The following is a 19,660-nucleotide window of genomic DNA, read 5'->3' as shown; positions in this document are numbered from 1 at the left end:
ATGGACACCAAGCTCGCCGACGCCGCGGATATCGCGGTGACCGAAGCGCCGCCACCGCGCCGCGTCTGGCCCGCGATCCGGCGCTTCTTTTCCGCCCCCGCCGCCCTGCTTGGCGCGGTCGGACTGCTGCTGGTCATCGGAGCCGCGATCTTCGCGCCGCTGATCTCGCCGCAGGATCCCTATGACCTGATGCAGCTCGACATCATGGACAGCCGTCTGGCGCCCGGATCGGAAAGCTTTTCCGGCGTGCCCTATCACCTTGGCACCGACGGGCAGGGCCGCGACATCCTGTCGGGTATCCTCTACGGGCTGCGCACCTCGCTGATCGTGGGCATCGCCTCGGCATTCGTGGCCGCGCTGATCGGCACCACGGCGGGGCTGATGGCCGCCTATATGGGCGGACGCACCGAGACGTTCATGATGCGGCTCGTGGATCTGCAGCTGTCTTTCCCGACCATCCTGATGGCGCTGATGGTGCTGGCGATCCTTGGCAATGGCGTCACCAACGTGGTGCTGGCGATCATCGTTGCGGAATGGGCGACCTATGCCCGCACCGCGCGCGGCACGGCCCTGGTGGAGCGCGAAAAGGAATATATCGAAGCCGCACGCTGCCTGCGCATCCCCGGCCACCGGGTGCTGCTGCGCCATCTGCTGCCGAACTGCCTTGCGCCCATCATCGTCATCGCCACGATGCAGGTCGCCCGCGCCATCGGGCTGGAGGCCACGCTGTCCTTTCTGGGGCTTGGCGCCTCGGTCACGCAGCCCTCGCTCGGCATGCTGATCGCCAATGGCTATCAGTATCTGCTCTCGGGGCTCTACTGGATCAGCTTCTATCCCGGCATCGCGCTGCTGATCACCATCGTCTCCATCAATCTCGTCGGCGACAGGCTCCGCGACGTGCTCAACCCGAGGAACGCCCGATGACCCCGCTGCTCGACGTTCGCGACCTTGTGACGGTCTTTCCCAGCGACGGCCGGGATCTGCGCGCCGTGGACGAGGTGTCGCTGCAGGTGCACCGCGGCGAGGTGCTGGGGCTCGTCGGCGAAAGCGGATCGGGCAAAAGCGTCACCGGCTTTTCGATCATGGGGCTTGTCGATCCTCCGGGCCGCATCGCCGCAGGGCAGATCCTGTTCGACGGCAGCGATCTTGCCAAGGCCGATCCGGAAACCCGCCGGTCGCTGCGCGGGCGGCGCATCGCCATGGTCTTTCAGGATCCGATGATGACCCTGAACCCGGTGCTGCGCATCGGCACCCAGATGACCGAAACCCTGCACGCGCATGAAACCCTGTCCCGGCAGGAGGCCCATGCGCGGGCCCGCGACGCGCTGGGTCAGGTGGGCATCCCCAGCCCCGAGGAGCGGCTGGCGGCCTATCCGCACCAGTTCTCGGGCGGGATGCGGCAGCGGGTGGCCATCGCCATCGCCCTGCTGCACCGGCCCGACCTCATCATCGCGGACGAGCCCACCACCGCGCTCGACGTGACGATTCAGGCGCAGATCATCTCGGAATTCCAGAAGCTGACCGAGGATCAGGGCACGGCGGTGATCTGGATCACCCATGATCTGGCCATCGTCTCGGGGCTCGCTGACCGCATTGCCGTCATGTATGGCGGGCGCATCGTCGAGACCGGCCCGATCACCGAGGTGCTGGAACGTCCGCGCCACCCCTATACGCGCGGTCTGATCCGGTCGGTCCCGTCGGAAAACACCCGTGGCACCCGGCTGGCGCAGATCCCCGGGGTCACGCCCGGTCTGGCGCGGATGCCGCAGGGCTGCGCCTTCCGCACCCGCTGCGCCCGCGCCGACAGCACCTGCGCCGAACGCCCCGGCCGCTTTGGCACGGACCAGACCTATCACCGCTGTTTCCACCCGCATGAGGAGGCGCTTGCGTGAGTATGAGCCTGACCGAGACCCCCGCCACCGCCCCCCTGCTGGACCTGCGTCAGGTGTCCCGCACCTTCGGCAGCCGCCCCGATCTGGCCGCACGCATCGCCATCGCGCTTGGCGCAGCCAAGCCGCCCCCCGTGGTCCATGCGCTGGATGAGGTCAACCTGACCGTGCGCAAGGGCGAAGTGCTTGGGCTTGTGGGCGAATCCGGCTGCGGCAAATCCACGCTCGGGCGCATCGCCGCCGGGATCCTGCCGCCCTCTTCGGGGCAGGTGCTGTGGAAAGGCGAGGACCGCCAGCGCCTGTCCGGACGGCAGCTGCGCGATGCCGATCTGGCCGCGCAGATGATCTTTCAGAACCCGATGGCGGCGCTCAACCCGCGCATGAGCATCGAGACGCTGGTGGCCGAGGCGCCGCAGATCCATGGCATGATCCAAGGCGACCGCAGCGCCTATGTGGACGATTACCTGCGCAAGGCGGGCTTCGATCCGGCGATGAAGCGCCGCCTGCCGCACCAGTTTTCCGGCGGGCAGCGCGCGCGGGTCAACATCGCGCGGGCGCTGGCGGTGCAGCCGGATTTCCTTGTCTGCGATGAAAGCGTCGCGGCGCTCGACGTGTCGATTCAGGCGCAGATCCTCAATCTTTTCATGGACCTGCGCGAACAGCTTGATCTGACCTACCTGTTCGTCAGCCATGATCTGGGCGTGGTCGAACATATCTCTGACCGGGTCGCGATCATGTATCTGGGCCGCGTCGTAGAAGAGGCGCCGGTTGCGGAGGTCTTCGCGCGGCCCAACCATCCCTACACGCAGCAGCTGCTGGCCGAGGTGCCGCGCATCCGTCCGGGCAAGCGCCGCTTCGCCGCGATGAAGGGCGAACTGCCAAGCCCGCTTGACCCGCCGAAAGGCTGCCATTTCCACCCGCGCTGCCCCATGGCCCATGAGCGCTGCCGCGTCGAGGTTCCAAAGCGGCGCGAGATCGCGCCCGGCCACAGCTCTGCCTGCCACCTCAACGACCAACAGGCGGCATGACGGCGGGGCGCATGGGGGCCCTGCGCCCGAGCTTTGCCATGGCGCTGGCGATCGGCACGCTGGGGGGCGCGCTGTTCACGCTGATCGGCATGCCGCTGTCATGGATGCTGGGCGCAATGACCGCGACGGGGCTCGCCTCCATCCTGCATCTGCCGGTGAAGGGCTGGGCCCGCGCCCGTCCGCCGATGTCGGCGGTGATCGGGGTCATGCTGGGCTCGCAGTTCGGCCCCCATACGCTGGAAACTGTCGCCGACTGGTGGCCTGCGCTGGTCGCGCTTGCCGCCTATCTGCTGGTCTCGGCGGTGCTCTGCACCGTCTATCTGCGGCGCATGATCCGCATGGACGGTCCCACCGCGTTCTTTTCGGCAATGCCCGGCGGGCTGATCGACATGGTGCTGCTGGGGGCCGAACGCGGCGGCGATGAACGCACCATCGCGCTTATGCATTCCTCGCGCATCTTTCTGGTCGTGCTGGGCCTGCCGCCGCTGATGACGCTGGTGACCGGGGCCGATCCCGGCGCGCGCGTCGCGGCATGGCGGCCTCTGGCGGAGATGGGGCTGCTGGATGTCGCGTTCTTTCTGGGTGCCATCGCGCTTGGCACCGGGCTGGGCCGTCTGCTGCGGATGCCCGCGCCCTTCCTGATCGGGCCCATGCTGGTCAGCATGGCGCTGCACTGGACCGGTGCCACCGGATTCACCGTGCCAAGCGGGGTGATCGCCGTGGCGCAGATCGTGCTGGGCACCACGGTCGGCTGCCGGTTCGCGGGCACCTCCAGCCGCCGCATCCTGCATATCCTGCTGACCTCCGCCGGATCCACGGTGATCCTGCTGGGGGTGGCGCTGCTGTTCGCGCTGGGGCTGCAATATCTGATCGACGTCCCGGTGGAGGGCATCCTGCTGGCCTTTGCCCCCGGCGGGCTGGCCGAGATGAGCCTTGTCGCGCTGGCGCTGAACCTCGAGGTTTCGTTTGTCGTGGTCAGCCATATCAGCCGGATCGGCATGGTGATCCTTGGCGCGGGGCTGGTGTCGCGCAGAAAAACGCCCTGACCGGCGGTCCCGCGCGCCGCGCCTGTCGCGGCGGCGGGGGGCCTTGGGTCACTCCGTGCCGGGCAGGGTGAAGAACGGCGCGGGCGTCAGGATCGAATTGACCTGCGAGGTCAGATAGCCCGCCTCGGCGCTCAGCCGCAGATAGGCCTGCCAGTCCGGATCAGCGGCCAGCGCCGCGCGGCAATCGGTGCGGTGCTGCGGGCTGTCATAGCGCCAGACATGCACATAGCTGTTCACGTCGCCGGTTTCGGTCGCGCCATACAGCACCGGCGCGCCCAGATGCCGCGACTGCGCGGCAAAGCCGTGCTCTTCATAAAGCGCCATGTGCTTTTTGATGGTGCCGGGGCGGCAGGTATAGATGCGGTGGTCAAAGATCATGCAAAGGCTCCTGTGAGGGGGGAGGGAATGTGGCGGAAACCGTCGCCGGTTTTTGCCGCGTCCCCTCCCCTTGCGTCAGCCTTTCTAGCCATATGTCTGGTTGTCTGACAACAGGGCGGCTGGTAGAATATGCGAGTGCCATCCCCTCAGGAGCCACCATGCCAGAAGCCACGCCGCTGTTCGAAAGGATCGACCGCCCCCGCCGCCTGCCGGACGAGGTGGCGACCGCGCTGATCGCGGCCATCGAGACCGGACAGCTGAAACCCGGCGACCGCCTGCCCACCGAGGCGGATCTGTCGGCACGTTTCGGCGTCGCCCGCACCGTGGTGCGCGAGGCGATCTCGCTGCTGCGCTATGACGGGCTGGTGGATTCGCGGCGCGGGGTCGGCGCCTTTGTCACGGATCCGGCGCAGCGATCTTCCTTCCGCATCAGCCCCGCCTGTTTCGAAAAGCGCAAGCGCATCGTGCAGCTGCTGCAGCTGCGCACCGGGGTTCAGGCCGAGGCCAGCGCGCTGGCCGCAGGGATGCGCAGCAAGGCCGACATGCGCGACATCGACCGGATCTTTGCCGAACTCGAGGCCGCCGACCGGCTTGGCCCCGAAGCGGCGCTGGAACTGCGGGTGGACAGCGAATTGATGCTGTATCGCCGCATCGCCGAGGCCAGCGGCAACGGCTATTATGTCGAGGTCACGCTGATGATCGAAAGCACGATCCAGAACAACCTGCGCTCGGCCTTTCTGAAGAATGCCGCCGCCTGCGAATTTGGCGCCAGCATCCTTGGGGAACACCGCGCCGTGGTCGAGGCGCTGCGCGCCCGCGATGCCGAGGCCGCGCGGCAGGCCACCCGCACAAGGTTCGACCGCGCCGCCACCCGTCTGGCACAGCGCGCAGATTTGCGCTGACCATCGCGGCCCTGCCCTCTGGCGTTCAGCCTTCGAAAAAGACGTAGATCTTGCGCGTGTGCTCGGTGATCTCCCACGTGCCCTTCCAGCCCTTGGGCAGCAGGATCGCATCCCCCGGCCCAAGGGTTTTCCGCGTGCCGTCAAGATGGGTCATCACGATCCGGCCCTTCAGAAAATAGCAGAATTCCGCCGCCGCCGAACGGTCGGCGGTGAACTGCCCCGGCGTGCATTCCCAGAGCCCGATCTCGAGCTGGCCATCGGGCGAGGTCCAGAGCGGCTGCGCCGCCTCGCTCTGACCGGGGGTCAGGGTGGTCGGCTTGTCCTGCAGCGCGCCAAGGTCGATGCCGGACAGGGCGGTGAAGACGGACAGATCGATCATGGCATTCTCCTGCGGCGGCTAGCGCCCGGTCAGCGTGTTGGCCAGACTGGCCAGAACGGAGGTGGTCCTGCGCCCCGAACGGGCCTCAAGGCGGTCGGCAAGATGATAGAGCCCGTACATGCCGTGCACCCCCAGCCAGCGCAAGGGCTCCACCTCCCATCTGCGCGGGCGGCGGTTGACCCATGGCAGCGCGGTGCGCTCGGTCTGCCGGTCCAGCACCAGATCCGCCAGCGTCTGCCCCGCGAGGTTCGACGTGGAGACGCCTAGCCCGACATAGCCGCCCGCCCAGCCGATGCCGGTGGCACGGTCCATGCCTGCGGTGGCGCACCAGTCGCGCGGCACGCCCAGCACCCCGCACCACGCATGGTCGATGGCGAGCCCCCGTGTCTGCGGCAGCATCCGGTGCAGGATCCGGACCAGCGCCGCGACGGTGGCAGGCTGCGTCTGGCCGTTCACATCGGTCGCGGAGCCGAAGCGATAGGGCACGCCGCGCCCGCCCATGGCGATGCGGTTGTCGGCGGTGCGCTGCGAATAGCAGTAGGCGTGGCTCGCATCCCCCAGAAGCTGGAACCGGTCCCAGCCGATCTGCTGCCACAGCGCGTCAGGCAGCGGCTCCGTCACGATCTGCGCGGAATTGAGCGGCAGCCATTCCCGTTCCTGCCCCTTGATGCCATGGGTGAATCCTTCGGTCGCGCGAAGGATCCGCTGGGCCCTGACCGTGCCGCGGCTGGTCGACACGCGGCCCTTTTCGATGCCGGTGACGGCGGTCTGTTCATAGATCCTGACCCCGCGCCGTTCGACCAGATCGGCAAGGCCGCGCACCAGCTTGGCAGGCTGCACCCGCGCCACACCGTGCCGGACCAGCGCGCCATGGGCATCCGGCACCCGGATGCGCGCGGCGGCCTCTGCCCCGTCGATCAGCTCGAGCCGGCTGGCGGGCACGTCCCATGACAGGGCTTCGGCGTGGTCCTGCTGCAGGCGCTGCCATTGCGCCGGGGTCTGCGCGTAAGTCAGGCAGTCGGTCATCAGGAAATCGCAGTCGATGCCATGTGTCTCGGTCACCCGCTGCACCTCGGCCACGGTATCGCGCAGCTGCCGCTCGAACGCGATGACACCGGCGCGGGTGCCGGTCGACAGATAGCTGTCCCGGTTCCAGCTGAATTCGCCGGTGCACCAGCCGCCATTGCGGCCAGATCCCCCGAACCCCGCAAATTCTTTCTCGACGATCACGATGCGCAGGCCGGGATCCCGTTCGGTCAGGTAATAGGCCGACCAGAGCCCGGTATAGCCCGCGCCGATGATGCAGACATCCGCCTCCAGATCGCCGGGCAGCGGCGCGCGATAGCGGGGAACACCGCCAAGCGCCTCGTACCAGAAGGAAACACCGCCGTTTTTCTTGGCCATCATGGGTCCGTCCTGTCCGTGGCCCCGGTTTTGGGGGGCCATGACGGCCCTGCCCCGCCAAGCGTTAGCCCGAATTCTGTCACGCGTCCAAGACAGATCGCCGGACGCGGCCCGGCACCTCTCTGGGCCGGTGCGATATTATGATGTAGGCAGACAGGCAGCCGCGCTTTCCCTCCGGAAAGACCGGCAGGATCAGCGAGGGAGACGACATGGCGCAGGCGATGGACATGATGGCGCGCATCCGCGACCGGGCGGTGGTTCTGACGCAGTCGGAAGAGCGTCTTGTCGCCGAACTGGTCAAGGCGCCGCGCGATGTGGCGCTGCTGTCGGCGGCGGCCTTTGCGGAACGGGCGGGGCTGCACGAGGCGACCTGTTCGCGGCTGGCGCGCAAGCTGGGATATGACAGCTATGCCGCCTTCCGGCGCGCGATGCAGCAGGCCTATCTGGGCGGCGAGCCCGCGACGCGCATGGCCAGCACGCTGAGCGAGGCGGGAGAGGATCCGCTGCGCCATCTGATCGCGCTGGAAACCGCCTCGCTGGGCCGTCTGACCGATCATGTGGACGCCGCACAGATCGCGGCGGCGGCGGAAATTCTGGACGGGCGCCGGGTCTTTGTCTTCGCCCATGGCAATGCCAGCGTGCTGGCCGCGCAGGCGGAACGGCGGCTGCAGCGCATGGCGGTGGACGTGCGGATGCTGGAAGGCAGCGCCCGCGATCTTGCCGAAACCGCGCTGGGGATCACCGGGCAGGATGCGGTGCTGCTGTTTGCCTTCCGCCATCAGCCGCCCGGTTATGCCGCGCTGATGGACCGGGCGCGGCAGGTCGGCGCCCGGACGCTGGTCATCGCCGACGAGGTCGGCCCGCTGCTGCGGCCTGCGGCGGAAGGCATGCTTGCCGCGCCGCGCACCGGCGTGCCGGACGGGTTCCAGACGCTGACCGTGCCCATGCTGATCCTGAACGCGCTGATCCTTGCGCTGGGGCGGCGGAGCGAGGCCATCTCCTCGCTCTCCGATCTGGGCGCGCTGATCGCCAGTTTCGAGGCGGACGGGGTGACGCGCAAATAGGCGGGGGATTTTCTGCAAGTTATCTTGCATGTCATAAATATTTTGCAAGATAAGCCTACACAGAGGGTGCAACGCCCCCTGACCCGAGGTTTCCCATGCGACTTATGACTTCGACCCTTGCCGGTCTCGCCCTGACCGCGCTCGCCCTGCCCGCCGCCGCGCAGCATCTTGACGGGCTCTCCGCCGCCGACCTGCTGCCGCAGGCGCAGGCCGAAGGCAGCGTGACCGTCTATTCCTTCACCAGCCGCATCGGCCGGGTCGAGGAGGCTTTCGAGGCCGCCTATCCCGGCATCGACATGATCGGCTATGATCTGTCCTCCACCGAACAGATCACCCGGCTGAAGGCCGAGGCGGCGGCAGGCCAGACGGTGGCCGACGTGATCTATGTCTCCGACACGCCGGTGGTCACCACCGAGCTTCTGGAAAGCGGCCTGCTGTCCCCCTATGTGCCGCCGCGCGTGGCAGAGCTTGTGCCCGCGCAGTTCACATCGCCGCTTCTGGCGCAGCGCCTGTCGACCAAGGTTCTGATGTATAACGAAGAAACCTATCCCGACGGCGCGCCGGTCGACAGCCTGTGGGATCTGACCCGCCCCGAATGGGCGGGCAAGGTGGTGATGGTCGATCCGCTGCAGCGCGGCGACTATCTGGATCTGATGACCGAGATCGTGCTGCGCGCCGAGGAGATGGCCACCGCCTATGAGGCGGAATTCGGCGCCCCGATCGAGCTTGACAGCGGCCTGCGCTCCGCGGGCGAGCAGTTCATCGCGGATCTTTTCGCCAATGATCTGGTGCTGGTCGGCTCCACCGACGATGTCAACGCGGCCATCGGCACGCTGGGACAGGAGGCGGCCCCCATCGGCTTCACCAGCTATTCCGACCGGCGCGACAATGCCGAAGAAGGCTGGGCGCTGCAGGTGGCCAATGACGTGGCCCCGGCCAATGGCATCGTCTTTCCGGCGGTTCTGGCGCTGACCGCCGCCCCGCAGAACCCCGCCGCCGCGCGGCTCGCCATCGATTTCCTGATGGGCGATGACAGCGACACCGGCGGCGCGGGCTTTGCACCCTTCTACGTGGCCGGTGACTGGGCGACGCGCACCGACATCACGCCGCATCAGGATGCCATCCCGCTCGACCAGTTCAACGGCTGGCAGATCGACGCCGTCAAGTCCGCAGAGATCCGGGCCGAGGTCGCCGACCTGATCCTGACGCTGCAATAATCCGCCCGGCCCCTCCGGGCCACCTAACGATGCGGGCCCCCGCGGGGGCCCGCCTTTTTTGCCCCCTGCCCCTGCCTGCGGAGACCGTGATGATCCTGCCAAAGCGCCTTGGCCTGACCCTTGTGGTGCTGGTGCCGCTGATCCTGCTGGTGGCGGCGCCGCTGCTGTCCATTCTGGGACAGACGCTTGGCAGTGCCGCATGGTCCGACGTGCTGGTCAGCCGCCTGTCGCGCAACCTGACATGGGAGCCCTTGGGCAATACGATGATCCTTGGCCTTGGCACCGCCATCGGATCGCTGCTGATCGGCGGGTTTTTCGCATGGCTGGTGGTGATGACCGACGTGCCGCTGGCGCGCACGCTGGGAGTGCTGGCGACGCTGCCCTTCATGATCCCCAGCTTCGCCACCGCGCTGGCATGGTCGAGCCTTTTCCGCAACAGCCGCACCGGCGGCAGCACCGGCATGCTGGCGGGCCTGGGCTTTGACAGCCCCGACTGGCTGGCCTGGGGGCTGCTGCCCACGCTGTTTGTGCTGATCGCGCAGTATTACGCGCTGGTCTTCACCGTGGTCGCGGCCGCGCTCGCCTCGCTCAACGGCGATGCCGTCGAGGCGGCAGAGATGTCGGGCGCGCCGCGGCGCCGCATCCTGCTGGGGATCGTGCTGCCGATGGTCACGCCCGCGCTGCTGGCGGGGGCCTCGCTTGCCTTTGCCGCCGCCGTGTCGAATTTTGCCGCCCCCGCGCTGATGGGCCTGCCGGTGCGGATGCAGACCCTGTCCACCCGCCTGTTCGGCATGATCGAGATCGGGCAGGCCGAACGGGGCTATGTGCTGGCGATCCTGCTGATCCTCGTCTCAGCCGCCCTGCTGGGGGTCGGCAACCGGCTGCTGGTCGGGCGGCGCAGCTTTGCCACCATCTCGGGCAAGGGCGCGCGGCGGCACCGGATGAAGCTCGGCCGCGCGCGCTGGCCGCTCTGCTGCACCGCCATGGCGATCTGCTTTGTCACCACGCTTGGCCCGATCCTGCTGCTGGTCGCCGCCAGCCTTGCGCCGCAGGGATCCGCGCTCTTTTCGGACTGGACCCTGCAGTTCTGGACCGGCGCCGCCGATCCCGATTTCGCCCGCGGTCAGGCCGGGATCTTTCGCAACCCGCAGATCGTCAAGGCGCTGGTCATCACGCTGGGGCTGGGCGTGGCGGTGGCCGTGGCGGCGGTGATCCTTGGCGTTCTGGCCGCGCTTGTGCTGACCGGCCCGCGGATCCGCGTCCTGACCGAAACGGTCAACCAGCTGTCCTTTTTGCCGATGCTGCTGCCCGGCATCGCCTTTGGCGCCGCCTTCATCGTGCTTTACGGCGCGGGCTTCGGTCCGGTTCCAGGGCTTTACGGCACGCCGCTGCTGCTGGGGCTGGCGCTGACCGCCGCCTCGCTGCCCTTCGCGGTGCAGACGGGCCGCGCCACCGTGGCGCAGATCGCGGGCGACATCGACGAGGCGGCGCGGATGACCGGCGCCTCCTTCCCGCGCAGGCTGGTGGCGATCACGCTGCCGCTGGCCAGCCGTGGCCTGATCGCGGGCGCGCTGCTGGTCTTTGTCAATGTCGTGGGCGATCTGGCCATCGTGGCGCTGCTTTATACCCCCGACACCCCCGTCCTGTCGGTGCTGTCCTACCGCTACGCCTCTGACGGGTTCCAGCAATTCGCCAATGCCATCACCGTGGTGATCCTTGCGATCTCGGTCGCGGCGACGGCACTGGCCCAGCTTCTGAAAGGACGCCGCCCATGATCGCCATTGACCGGCTGACCAAGGATTACGGCACGGGCCCGGTGGTCCGCGACATTTCGCTGTCGGTGCGGCCCGGCGCCTTTCTGGTGCTGCTCGGCCCCTCGGGCTGCGGCAAATCCACCATCCTGCGCATGCTCGCGGGGCTGGAGGCGCCGACCGCAGGCACCATCCGCTTCGGCGACCGGCTGGTGGCCCAAGGCGGCGCGCTGTCGCTGCCCGCCGAAAAGCGCGGCGCGGGGCTGGTGTTCCAGTCCTACGCGCTTTGGCCGCACATGACGGTGGCGGGCAATGTCGACTGGCCGCTGAAGGTGGCGGGCATGGCAGCCCCCGAGCGGCGCAGGCGGGTGGGCGAGGCGCTGGAGATGATGGGCATCGCCGAGCTTGCGGGCCGCCATACCGGCGAGATCTCGGGCGGGCAGCAGCAGCGCGTGGCGCTGGCGCGGATGATCGCGCCCCGCCCGCCGGTGATGCTGTTCGATGAGCCGCTGTCCAATCTCGATGCCGCGCTGCGGGTCGAGATGCGGCATGAACTGGCGCGGATCCATGCGGAAACCGGCGCCACCTCGGTCTATGTCACCCATGATCAGGTGGAGGCGATGACGCTCGCCACCGATGTGGCGGTGCTGAACCGCGGGCGCATCGAACAGTTCGCGCCGCCGATGCAGCTTCTGGACCAGCCCGCCAGCGCCTTTGTGGCGCGGTTTGTCGGCACCCCGCCCGCCAATCTGGTGCCGGTGCGGGACGGTGCATGGTTTGGCCGCCATCCGGCACCGCAGCTTGCGGGCCGGACCGGGCTTGCGATGGTGCGGGCCGAGGATCTGCGCCTGACCGACAGCCCCGCCCCCGGCAGCCTGCCCGCCGAGCGGATCGAGGTGATCCCGATGGCGGGGCAGTGGCTGGTCACCGCCCGGGTCGAGGGCCAGCGGCTGACGGCGGTGGTGCCGCGCGGCACCGCGCTCCCCGACCGCCTTCACATCCTGCTGCCCGACAGCAGCCCCACGATCTTTCCCGAAGGAGACCCCCACCCTTGAAACGCCTGCTTCTGATCCGCCACGGTGAAACCGAATGGAACGCGCTGCGGCGCCTGCAGGGCCAGTGCGACATCGCACTCAGCCCCGAGGGCGAGGCGCAGGCCCGCGCGCTGGCCCCGCTGGTGGCCTCGCTCGCCCCCGGGCTGGTGCGCAGTTCCGATCTGCGCCGGGCGCGGCGCACGGCGGATCTGCTGGGCCATCCGGCAGCGGAGCCCGAGCCGGGGCTGCGCGAGCAGGCGCTTGGCGACTGGGAAGGCCGCGAGATCGCCGAGATCTGCGCCGAAAGCCGCGAGGAGTATCTGGCATGGCGCGCGGGCCGCTTCACCCCGCCGGGGGCGGAGGACTGGACCATCTTCCGGTCCCGCATCCGGCAGGTGATCGAGGAGGCCTTTGCCGCCGGGCCCGATACGGTGGCGCTGGTCTGCCATGGCGGGGTGATCCGCGCCGCGCTGGATGCCAGCCTGTCGCTGTCGCCGTCCAAGATCATTCCCGTGGGCCCGGCCAGCCTGACGGTTCTGGCCCATACCGGCAGCGAGGTCCGGCTTGAGGCCTTCAACGTCCGGGGGCAGGATCTGGTGCTCGACGCGCCGGACTGAACAGCCCCTGCCGTGCCTTCTCGCAAGGACGGACCTGCGCTGCGCGCCGTTTCCTGCCCTTGGACCGGCCCGCACCACCGGATACACTCCCCCCTTGGACCCACAGGGAGCGTCGCGATGCGCCAATACCATGAAGCCCTCCGCACCGTTCTGACGCAGGGGATCCCCAGCGACGACCGCACCGGCACCGGCACGATTTCCTATTTCGGGATGCAGACGCGCTATGATCTGGCGGATGGCTTCCCGCTGGTGACGACGAAGAAGCTGCATCTGCGCTCCATCCTGCATGAACTGCTGTGGTTCCTGTCCGGCAGCACCAATATCGGCTATCTGAAGGAAAACGGCGTCTCGATCTGGGACGAATGGGCGGACGAGACCGGAGAGCTTGGCCCGGTCTATGGCAAGCAGTGGCGCAGCTTCGCCACCGCCCAGCCCGGCCCGGACGGCCAGAGCGGCATCGACCAGATCGCGGATCTGGTCGCGGCGATCCGCACCTCCCCCAGCAGCAGGCGGCTGCTGGTTTCGGCATGGAACCCGGCTGAACTGGCGCAGATGGCCCTGCCGCCCTGCCACACGCTCTGGCAGGTGCGCATCCTTGGCGGTCGGCTGCATCTGCAGCTTTACCAGCGCTCGGCGGACATGTTCCTTGGCGTGCCCTTCAACATCGCCTCTTACGCGCTGCTGCTGCGGATGCTTGCGCAGGTCACCGGCTATGAGCCGGGGGAATTCATCCACAGCATCGGCGACGCGCATATCTATCTCAACCATGTCGATCAGGTGACCCTGCAGCTGTCCCGGCAGCCCAAGCCCCTGCCCCAGCTCAGGTTCCGCCGCGAGGTCAGCGACATCTTCGACTTCAGATATGAGGATTTCGAGATCACCGGCTATGATCCCGATCCGGCCATCAAGGCCCCGGTGGCGGTGTAATCATGATCACCGTCATCGTGGCCCGCGCGCGCAACGGCGCAATCGGCAAGGCAAACACCATCCCGTGGCACGCGCCGGAGGATCTGGCCGCGTTCAAGCAGGAAACTCTGGGCGGCGCGGTGATCATGGGCCGCAGGACGTGGGACAGCCTGCCCCGAAAACCGCTGCCGAACCGGCTGAACATCGTGGTCTCCGCCGCGCTGCCCGACGGCCCCGACCTGTGCCGGTCGGTCGAAGAGGCGCTGCGCCATGCCCGGGCGCAGGGGGTCAGCCGGATCTACGCCATCGGCGGCGCCGCGATCTATGCCGAGATGCTGCCGCTGGCGCATCGCCTGCTGATCACCGAGGTCGACATTGCCGTGGAGGGGGCCGACACGTTCTTTCCCGAATTCGCCGCGCAGGACTGGCTGGAGATCGGCACCCGCCCACTGCGCGCCGAGGCGCCCCGCTGCCTGCTTCGGGAATTCCTGCGCCGCGACCCGCGGGCCCTGATGCCGCGCTGATCTGCTGGACATCCGTCGGGAGGCGGAGGCTGGCGGCAGATATTGCGCCGCCAGCCCGGCGGGGGCTCAGCGCGCCTCGTCGGCGTCGCGGATGAAGTCCATGTCAAGCTCCAGACCGAATCCCGGCTTTTCGTTGAGCGTGAAGGCGCCCGCCTCGGGCATCGGCCCGTCTTTCAGCACCAGCCCGGTGATCTCCTCGAAAAGCCGCAGGCGTTCGACAAAGGGGGCGTTCGGCATCGCGCTGACAAGATGCAGGTGCATATGCTCCATCGCATGCGGCGCAAACCGCAGGTTCCATGCCTGCGTCAGCGCCCCGATCTTCAGCATTTCCGTGTAACCGCCCGCCCGCGCGGCATCGGCCTGCACGATGTCGGCGGCCTCCGCAAGGATCAGGTCACGCACGCCGTAACGGGTGTATTCATGCTCGCCGGTGGCAAGTGGGATGTCGGTGCCCCGCTTGAACCGCGCGAGCCCCGGAATGTCATCGGCGAGCACCGGCTCCTCGAACAGAAAGATGTCGCAGTCGCGCACCCGGTTGGCGAACTGCACCGCCGTGGCTGCATCCCAGCAGTTGTTGGCGTCAAGCAGCAGCCGGATGTCGGGCCCGACCGCATCGCGCACCTTGCGGACCCGTTCGACATCGCGGCGCAGGTTGGTCGCGCCCTCGACGCCGACCTTGAACTTGATATGCGAATAGCCCTGCGCGACCATGTCCGTCATCTCGGCCAGAAGCTGGTCATCGTCATAGGAGGTCCAGCCGCCCGAGGCATAGACCGGCACGCGGGTCTGGTTGCCCCCCAGCAGACGAAACACCGGCAGGTCGACGATCTTGCCCTTCAGATCCCAGAGCGCCAGATCGATCGCGCTGAGTGCCGCAAAGGTCAGCCCCTTGCGACCGACGCCGCGCAGGTAGTGGAACAGGTCGGTCCAGATCGCTTCGGTTTCCAGCGGATCGCGCCCGATGATGGCAGGGGCGATGTTGTTGAGGATCAGGCTGCGCGTCGCCTCGCCCCCCACCTCGTGATAGGTCAGGCCAAATCCTTCCAGCCCCTGATCCGTCGTCACCCGCACGACGGTAAAGCCCACACATTCAACGGTGCGTGTCGCGTCGGCAAAGCCGGAGGCCACCCGTGTGGAGACAAGATGCACGTCCACGCGGGCGATGCGATGGGCGGGATGATACTCGGGTCTGTCGGTCATGTCGGGGTCTTCTCGCTGGGGAAACCTGACGTCACACTACCGATGTAAGCGATTTAGACAATAGGCCAGTTGCGCCCGCCTCCCAGCTGCGGCGGACAGGTGCGCCTGCCAGACTTATACGCCAGACTGTCCGCAGCGCAGAGAAGCCAAGTGTGACACGGGTATTTTTCTGCCGTTTTCCGCAGATTTCTTTTGTATCATCCGGGGAAGGTGGAAACAGACCAAAGGATTTTCACATCGCGCAAGATTGGTCATTGACCTGTGCCGTCATCTTGTCGATAGTGTAAGCGATTACATATCGGAGCCTGCGGGAGGGCAGGTGGCGCAACGTCCGGGCGCCGTCCGATATCGGATCCCACACCGTTGCGGCCCTGCGCCGGGCCGAAGACAATCCGGACGCCAATGGAGGAGAAAAAATGCAGTTTACCAAGATATTTGCCGGGGCCGCTTCGGTCATCGCGCTGTCGGCGGTGGCCGGCCATGCCGCCGATCTGACCATGCGCGTCGGCACGGTCTACCAGACCACGCACACGATCTCTCAGGCCAGCGCCGAATTCGAGCGGCTGGTCGAGGAGAAATCCGATGGCGCCATCGAGGTCGAGGTCTTCTATGCCGAAGAACTTGGATCGGAACGCGAGATGGCCGAGATGACCCGCGCTGGCGGGCTCGAAATGGTGCTGAGCGGCCTGCCCGGCACCGGCGCCTTCGTGCCGCAGATCGAGGTGATGGAGGCCTTCTACACCTATGACTCCGTCGAAGAGCTGGCCGAAGTCGTGCGGGCCATCGAATCCGACCTGAACGTGTTCATGGAACCGCAGGGCTTCCACCTTGTCGGCACCATGTATCAGGGCCCGCGCAACCTGCTGTCCACCAAGCCGGTCCGCAGCTTCGAGGACATGCAGGGCCTGAAGCTGCGCATCCCGCAGACCCCGCTGTTTGTGGCGCTGGCGCAGTCCTGGAACGCCACGCCGACGGCGATCAGCCTTGGCGAGGTCTATACCTCGCTTGAATCCGGCGTGATCGACGCGGTCGAGGGGACATCGGAAACCATCGTCTCCAGCAAGTTCTATGAGAATGCTGGTTATCTGACGCTGACGCAGCACAATTACTATCCGCAGCCGATGGTGGTGAACAAGTCGTGGTGGGACGGCCTGACCGATGACCAGCGCGAGGTCATCGAAACCTCGGCCAAGGAAGCGGGCGAATACCAGCTGTCGCTGCACAAGGCAGCCGATGACGCGGCACTGCAGACGATGCGCGATGCCGGGGTCGAGATCATCGAACTGGACACCGAACCGTTCCGCGAACCGGTGCTTGCCGCGATGGATGACTACATCAAGAGCAAGGGCGACGACGTCTACGCCGTGTATCAGAAGATGCTGGAGGTCTCGGCGGACTGAGCAGGTCATCAGGTGCGGATCCGGCGCGATTTTATCGGCATCGGATCCGCCCCCTGCTAGGCTGCGCGGGCTCACACTGCCCGCGCGCCGAATCATCTCCGACATCCCACAAGAGAGTCTGGCATGACCAAGATCTACATTCACCTGATCGAGGCGCTCATCATCCTTGGGCTTATCGTCATGGTCGCGCTGACCTTCACCTCGGCGATGATCCGGTTCGTGCCGGGCTTCGGCGGCATCTTCTGGGCCGAGGAGGTGACGCGCTATGTCAGCATCTGGATGGTGTTTCTGGCCGCCGGGCTGGGCGTCCGCAGGGGCATCCATCTCAGCGCCGACATGATCGCCATGGCCGCGCCCGGAAGCGTGCGGCGCGGGATGTTCCTGTTCGCCTATGCCCTGATGCTGGTCTTCGAGGGGGTGCTGCTGTGGTATGGAACCCAGCTTGCCATCTCGAACCACGCGCAGCAGTCGGCCTCGCTCCGGATGCCGATGAGCTATGCCTATGCGGCGATCCCGGCGGGCGCTGCGATCATGGTCTTTGAAACGCTGCGGCTGATCGTGCTGGAACTGACCGGCACCTCCACCGCCGCCTCGCTGGTCGACGACTGAGCGCCCTGCGCCGTCGCACCGCGACACCTTCTTTTCCCCTCTAGCCTGCGGATTGGTCCTTCATGGTCGGCATCCTGTTCACCTCGTTCTTGATCCTGCTCCTTCTTGGGGTGCCGATCGCCTTCGCGATCGGTCTGGGGGCGCTGGTCCCGATCGTGCTTCAGGGAAACCTGCCGCTCAGCATCGTCGTCAGCCGCATGTTCGGGGGCATCGACTCCTTTCCGCTGATGGCGATCCCGTTCTTCGTGCTGACCGGCACGCTGGCGGGCGCCTGCAACCTGACGGACCGGATCGCGGCGCTGGCCGGCTTCATGGTCGGGCGGATGCGGGCGGGGCTCGCCCATGTGAACATCGTCGCCTCCATGCTCTTTGGTGGCGTCACCGGCTCTGCGGTCGCGGATGCGGCGGCGACCGGGTCCATGATGATCCCCGCGATGAAATCGCAGGGCTATCCGGCGGGCTATTCGGCGGCGGTAACGGCAGCCTCCTCGGTGATCGGGTCGATCATCCCGCCGAGCACGCTGATGATCGTCTACGGCTTCCTCACCGGGGTGTCGACGGGGCGGCTGTTCCTTGGCGGCGTGATCCCCGGCATCCTTGTCGGTCTGGCGCTGATGCTGGTCGCGCATATTCAGGCGGTGCGGCTTGGCATCGGGCATGACCATGACGACCGTCCGCGCACCTTCGCCACCTTCTGGTCCATCGCCAAGGACTCCGGCCCCGCCATGCTGGTGCCCGTCGTCATCATCGGCGGCATCGTCGGCGGCTTCTTCACCCCGACCGAGGCGGGCGTGGTCGCCGTTGTCACCATCCTGCTGATCGGGGCGCTGATCTACCGCAGCTTCACATGGGCCTCGCTGCGCGAAGCCTTCCTCAGCGCCGGTTACACCACCGCCATGGTGATGATGATCCTTGCGGCCTCGACGGTGTTTGCGAACCTGCTGACGCGCGCCCGGTTCCAGAGCACCCTGATCGACCTGCTGTCAGCGGTCAGCCCGATCGCCGAAGTGCAGATGCTGCTGATCATTCTGGCGCTGCTGTTCCTGACGCTGTTCATCGATGCCACCGCCGTGCTGATCATGTTCGCAGCCCCCCTCGCCGCCGTCTGCGCCACGCTGGGTTATGATCCGGTGCATTCCGGCATCGTCATCGTCGTCACCTGCCTGATCGGCGGGGTGACGCCTCCGGTCGGCACGCTGCTGTTCATCGCGGCGGGCATCGCGCGGATCTCCATCGGCGAGGCGTCGCGCGCCATCCTGCCATTCGTGCTGGCACTTCTGGCGGTCAACGTGCTCATCATGCTGATCCCGTTCCTCGTGACATGGCTGCCGCGGCTCGCCTTTGGCTGAGCCCGACAGCGCAGCCCCCAATCCCGAGAAGGACCACTGACATGACGTTAAAAATCGGGGTATGCGGCACCGCCTTCTGGGCCGAACATGTCCACCTGCCCGGGCTGGCGGCCCCCGATGGCATCGAGCTTGTCGGGCTCTGGGGGCGCAGCCCCGAGCCTGCGGCGCGTCTTGCAGACAAGACGGGCGTCACCGCCTTTCCCTCGTTCGAGGCGCTGCTCGACACTGTCGACGCGCTGAGCTTTGCCGTCCCGCCCGAGGTCCAGTCCCGTCTCGCCCCCTTGGCCATCGCGCGGGGGCGGCATGTGATCCTTGAAAAACCTCTGGGCGACAGCATCGACAGCGCGCTGGCGATCCGGCGGGCCATCACTGCGGCGGGGGTCACCGGCCTGTGCTTCCTGACCCGCATGTTCGTGCCCGAAATCGCCGCCTTTCTCGGCCGGGCCCGCGCGCTTGACGCGCGCGAGGGCCGGGCCGAATTCCGCTCCAACGCGCTTGGCGCCGGGCCCTATGCCGCCTCGCCATGGCGGCAGGCGCAGTATGGCGCGCTGCACGATGCCGCGCCGCACGGGATGTCGGTGCTGGTCTCGGCGCTTGGGCCCGTGCGCGAAGTAGCGGGGCGCACGGAGCCGGACGGCGCCTTCACGCTGTCCTTCCGTCACGAGGGCGGGCAAAGCTCCACGCTGCTGCTGAACCTCAGGGATGCCTCGGTGCAGCTTGCCGAAAGCTATCAGTTCCGCAATGGCACCAGCGTCGATCTGCCGGGCCTCAGCTATGACCGCAAGGCGACCTTTGCCCGTGCCGCCGCAACGCTGCGCGACACCGTGGCGGGGCGCCCCGATGCCGGGGACACCCAGCTTGATCTGGCGTTGCATCTGGTTTGCGTCGCGGCTGCGGCGCAGCAGAGCCTTGAATCCGGCGGAGATTTTGTGCCGGTCGCCACGCCGCAGCCGTAGGCGGCGC

General features: G+C 67.3%; 20 protein-coding genes. 16 read left to right on the top strand and 4 right to left on the bottom strand.

Annotated features, from left to right (window positions below):
• The 4 genes from BLR51_RS05590 to BLR51_RS05575 are packed head-to-tail and all read left to right on the top strand — an operon-like array spanning position 1 to position 3,963.
• Positions 1 to 924, top strand: coding sequence for an ABC transporter permease (locus tag BLR51_RS05590; protein ID WP_089844831.1), 924 nt, complete (start codon positions 1 to 3; stop codon positions 922 to 924).
• The gene (locus BLR51_RS05585) at positions 921 to 1,892 is read left to right on the top strand and encodes an ABC transporter ATP-binding protein (protein WP_089844829.1); all 972 of its coding nucleotides are present in this window, start codon (positions 921 to 923) and stop codon (positions 1,890 to 1,892) included. The genes BLR51_RS05590 and BLR51_RS05585 overlap by 4 nt, the downstream gene beginning before the upstream one ends.
• A gap of 2 nt (positions 1,893 to 1,894) precedes the next feature.
• Positions 1,895 to 2,917, top strand: a complete 1,023-nt coding sequence (locus BLR51_RS05580; RefSeq protein WP_089844828.1) for an ABC transporter ATP-binding protein — start codon at positions 1,895 to 1,897, stop codon at positions 2,915 to 2,917.
• An 11-nt stretch (positions 2,918 to 2,928) separates the two neighbouring features.
• Positions 2,929 to 3,963, top strand: coding sequence for an AbrB family protein (locus BLR51_RS05575; RefSeq protein WP_165616740.1), 1,035 nt, complete (start codon positions 2,929 to 2,931; stop codon positions 3,961 to 3,963).
• A 48-nt stretch (positions 3,964 to 4,011) separates the two neighbouring features.
• On the opposite strand, the gene BLR51_RS05570 is transcribed toward BLR51_RS05575, so the two are convergent.
• Complete coding sequence (locus tag BLR51_RS05570) at positions 4,012 to 4,341, bottom strand: NIPSNAP family protein (RefSeq protein WP_089844824.1); 330 nt, start codon at positions 4,339 to 4,341, stop codon at positions 4,012 to 4,014.
• Positions 4,342 to 4,499: 158 nt separating this feature from the next.
• Between BLR51_RS05570 and BLR51_RS05565 the strand changes: the two genes are divergently transcribed.
• Positions 4,500 to 5,243 carry a FadR/GntR family transcriptional regulator gene (locus BLR51_RS05565; RefSeq protein ID WP_165616739.1) on the top strand — a complete coding sequence of 248 codons (744 nt, stop codon included), beginning with the start codon at positions 4,500 to 4,502 and terminating at the stop codon, positions 5,241 to 5,243.
• Positions 5,244 to 5,268: 25 nt separating this feature from the next.
• Here BLR51_RS05565 and BLR51_RS05560 read toward each other — a convergent pair whose 3' ends face one another.
• Positions 5,269 to 5,622 (bottom strand): cupin domain-containing protein, encoded by a 354-nt coding sequence (locus tag BLR51_RS05560; RefSeq protein WP_089844820.1) that lies wholly within the window; start codon positions 5,620 to 5,622, stop codon positions 5,269 to 5,271.
• Positions 5,623 to 5,640: 18 nt separating this feature from the next.
• A complete protein-coding gene (locus BLR51_RS05555; RefSeq protein WP_089844818.1) occupies positions 5,641 to 7,029 on the bottom strand; it encodes an NAD(P)/FAD-dependent oxidoreductase in 1,389 nt (462 codons plus the stop codon).
• Positions 7,030 to 7,235: 206 nt separating this feature from the next.
• Here BLR51_RS05555 and BLR51_RS05550 point away from each other — a divergent pair, with 206 nt between their 5' ends.
• The 7 genes from BLR51_RS05550 to BLR51_RS05520 all read left to right on the top strand — a co-directional run bounded on the left by BLR51_RS05550 (position 7,236) and on the right by BLR51_RS05520 (position 14,139).
• Positions 7,236 to 8,090 (top strand): MurR/RpiR family transcriptional regulator, encoded by an 855-nt coding sequence (locus BLR51_RS05550; protein ID WP_089844817.1) that lies wholly within the window; start codon positions 7,236 to 7,238, stop codon positions 8,088 to 8,090.
• A gap of 95 nt (positions 8,091 to 8,185) precedes the next feature.
• The gene (locus BLR51_RS05545; protein ID WP_207543557.1) at positions 8,186 to 9,307 is read left to right on the top strand and encodes an ABC transporter substrate-binding protein; all 1,122 of its coding nucleotides are present in this window, start codon (positions 8,186 to 8,188) and stop codon (positions 9,305 to 9,307) included.
• A gap of 89 nt (positions 9,308 to 9,396) precedes the next feature.
• Positions 9,397 to 11,082 carry an ABC transporter permease gene (locus BLR51_RS05540; RefSeq protein WP_165616738.1) on the top strand — a complete coding sequence of 562 codons (1,686 nt, stop codon included), beginning with the start codon at positions 9,397 to 9,399 and terminating at the stop codon, positions 11,080 to 11,082.
• Positions 11,079 to 12,113 (top strand): ABC transporter ATP-binding protein, encoded by a 1,035-nt coding sequence (locus tag BLR51_RS05535; RefSeq protein WP_089844811.1) that lies wholly within the window; start codon positions 11,079 to 11,081, stop codon positions 12,111 to 12,113. The genes BLR51_RS05540 and BLR51_RS05535 overlap by 4 nt, the downstream gene beginning before the upstream one ends.
• Entirely contained in the window at positions 12,110 to 12,709 is a 600-nt protein-coding gene (locus BLR51_RS05530; RefSeq protein ID WP_089844809.1) for a histidine phosphatase family protein, read from the top strand. The genes BLR51_RS05535 and BLR51_RS05530 overlap by 4 nt, the downstream gene beginning before the upstream one ends.
• A gap of 117 nt (positions 12,710 to 12,826) precedes the next feature.
• On the top strand, positions 12,827 to 13,636 hold the full coding sequence (locus tag BLR51_RS05525; RefSeq protein WP_089844807.1) for a thymidylate synthase: 810 nt from the start codon (positions 12,827 to 12,829) through the stop codon (positions 13,634 to 13,636).
• Between the two features lie 2 nt (positions 13,637 to 13,638).
• Positions 13,639 to 14,139, top strand: coding sequence for a dihydrofolate reductase (locus BLR51_RS05520; protein ID WP_089844805.1), 501 nt, complete (start codon positions 13,639 to 13,641; stop codon positions 14,137 to 14,139).
• A 66-nt stretch (positions 14,140 to 14,205) separates the two neighbouring features.
• Here BLR51_RS05520 and BLR51_RS05515 read toward each other — a convergent pair whose 3' ends face one another.
• Positions 14,206 to 15,339: a mandelate racemase/muconate lactonizing enzyme family protein gene (locus tag BLR51_RS05515; RefSeq protein WP_089844803.1), complete on the bottom strand. Its 1,134-nt coding sequence runs from the start codon at positions 15,337 to 15,339 to the stop codon at positions 14,206 to 14,208.
• 416 nt (positions 15,340 to 15,755) lie between these two features.
• Between BLR51_RS05515 and BLR51_RS05510 the strand changes: the two genes are divergently transcribed.
• The 4 genes from BLR51_RS05510 (at position 15,756) to BLR51_RS05495 (ending at position 19,653) form a co-directional block, all read left to right on the top strand.
• On the top strand, positions 15,756 to 16,739 hold the full coding sequence (locus BLR51_RS05510) for a TRAP transporter substrate-binding protein (protein ID WP_089844802.1): 984 nt from the start codon (positions 15,756 to 15,758) through the stop codon (positions 16,737 to 16,739).
• 123 nt (positions 16,740 to 16,862) lie between these two features.
• A complete protein-coding gene (locus BLR51_RS05505; protein ID WP_089844800.1) occupies positions 16,863 to 17,348 on the top strand; it encodes a TRAP transporter small permease in 486 nt (161 codons plus the stop codon).
• A gap of 62 nt (positions 17,349 to 17,410) precedes the next feature.
• Complete coding sequence (locus BLR51_RS05500) at positions 17,411 to 18,697, top strand: TRAP transporter large permease (protein WP_089844798.1); 1,287 nt, start codon at positions 17,411 to 17,413, stop codon at positions 18,695 to 18,697.
• Positions 18,698 to 18,738: 41 nt separating this feature from the next.
• A complete protein-coding gene (locus BLR51_RS05495; RefSeq protein WP_165616737.1) occupies positions 18,739 to 19,653 on the top strand; it encodes a Gfo/Idh/MocA family protein in 915 nt (304 codons plus the stop codon).
• Positions 19,654 to 19,660 lie beyond the last annotated feature (7 nt).

This window comes from Salipiger marinus, assembly GCF_900100085.1.
Taxonomy (GTDB): Bacteria; Pseudomonadota; Alphaproteobacteria; order Rhodobacterales; family Rhodobacteraceae; genus Salipiger; species Salipiger marinus.
Note: the sequence above shows the minus strand (reverse complement) of the source record. Positions and strands in the feature narration are given on the sequence as shown.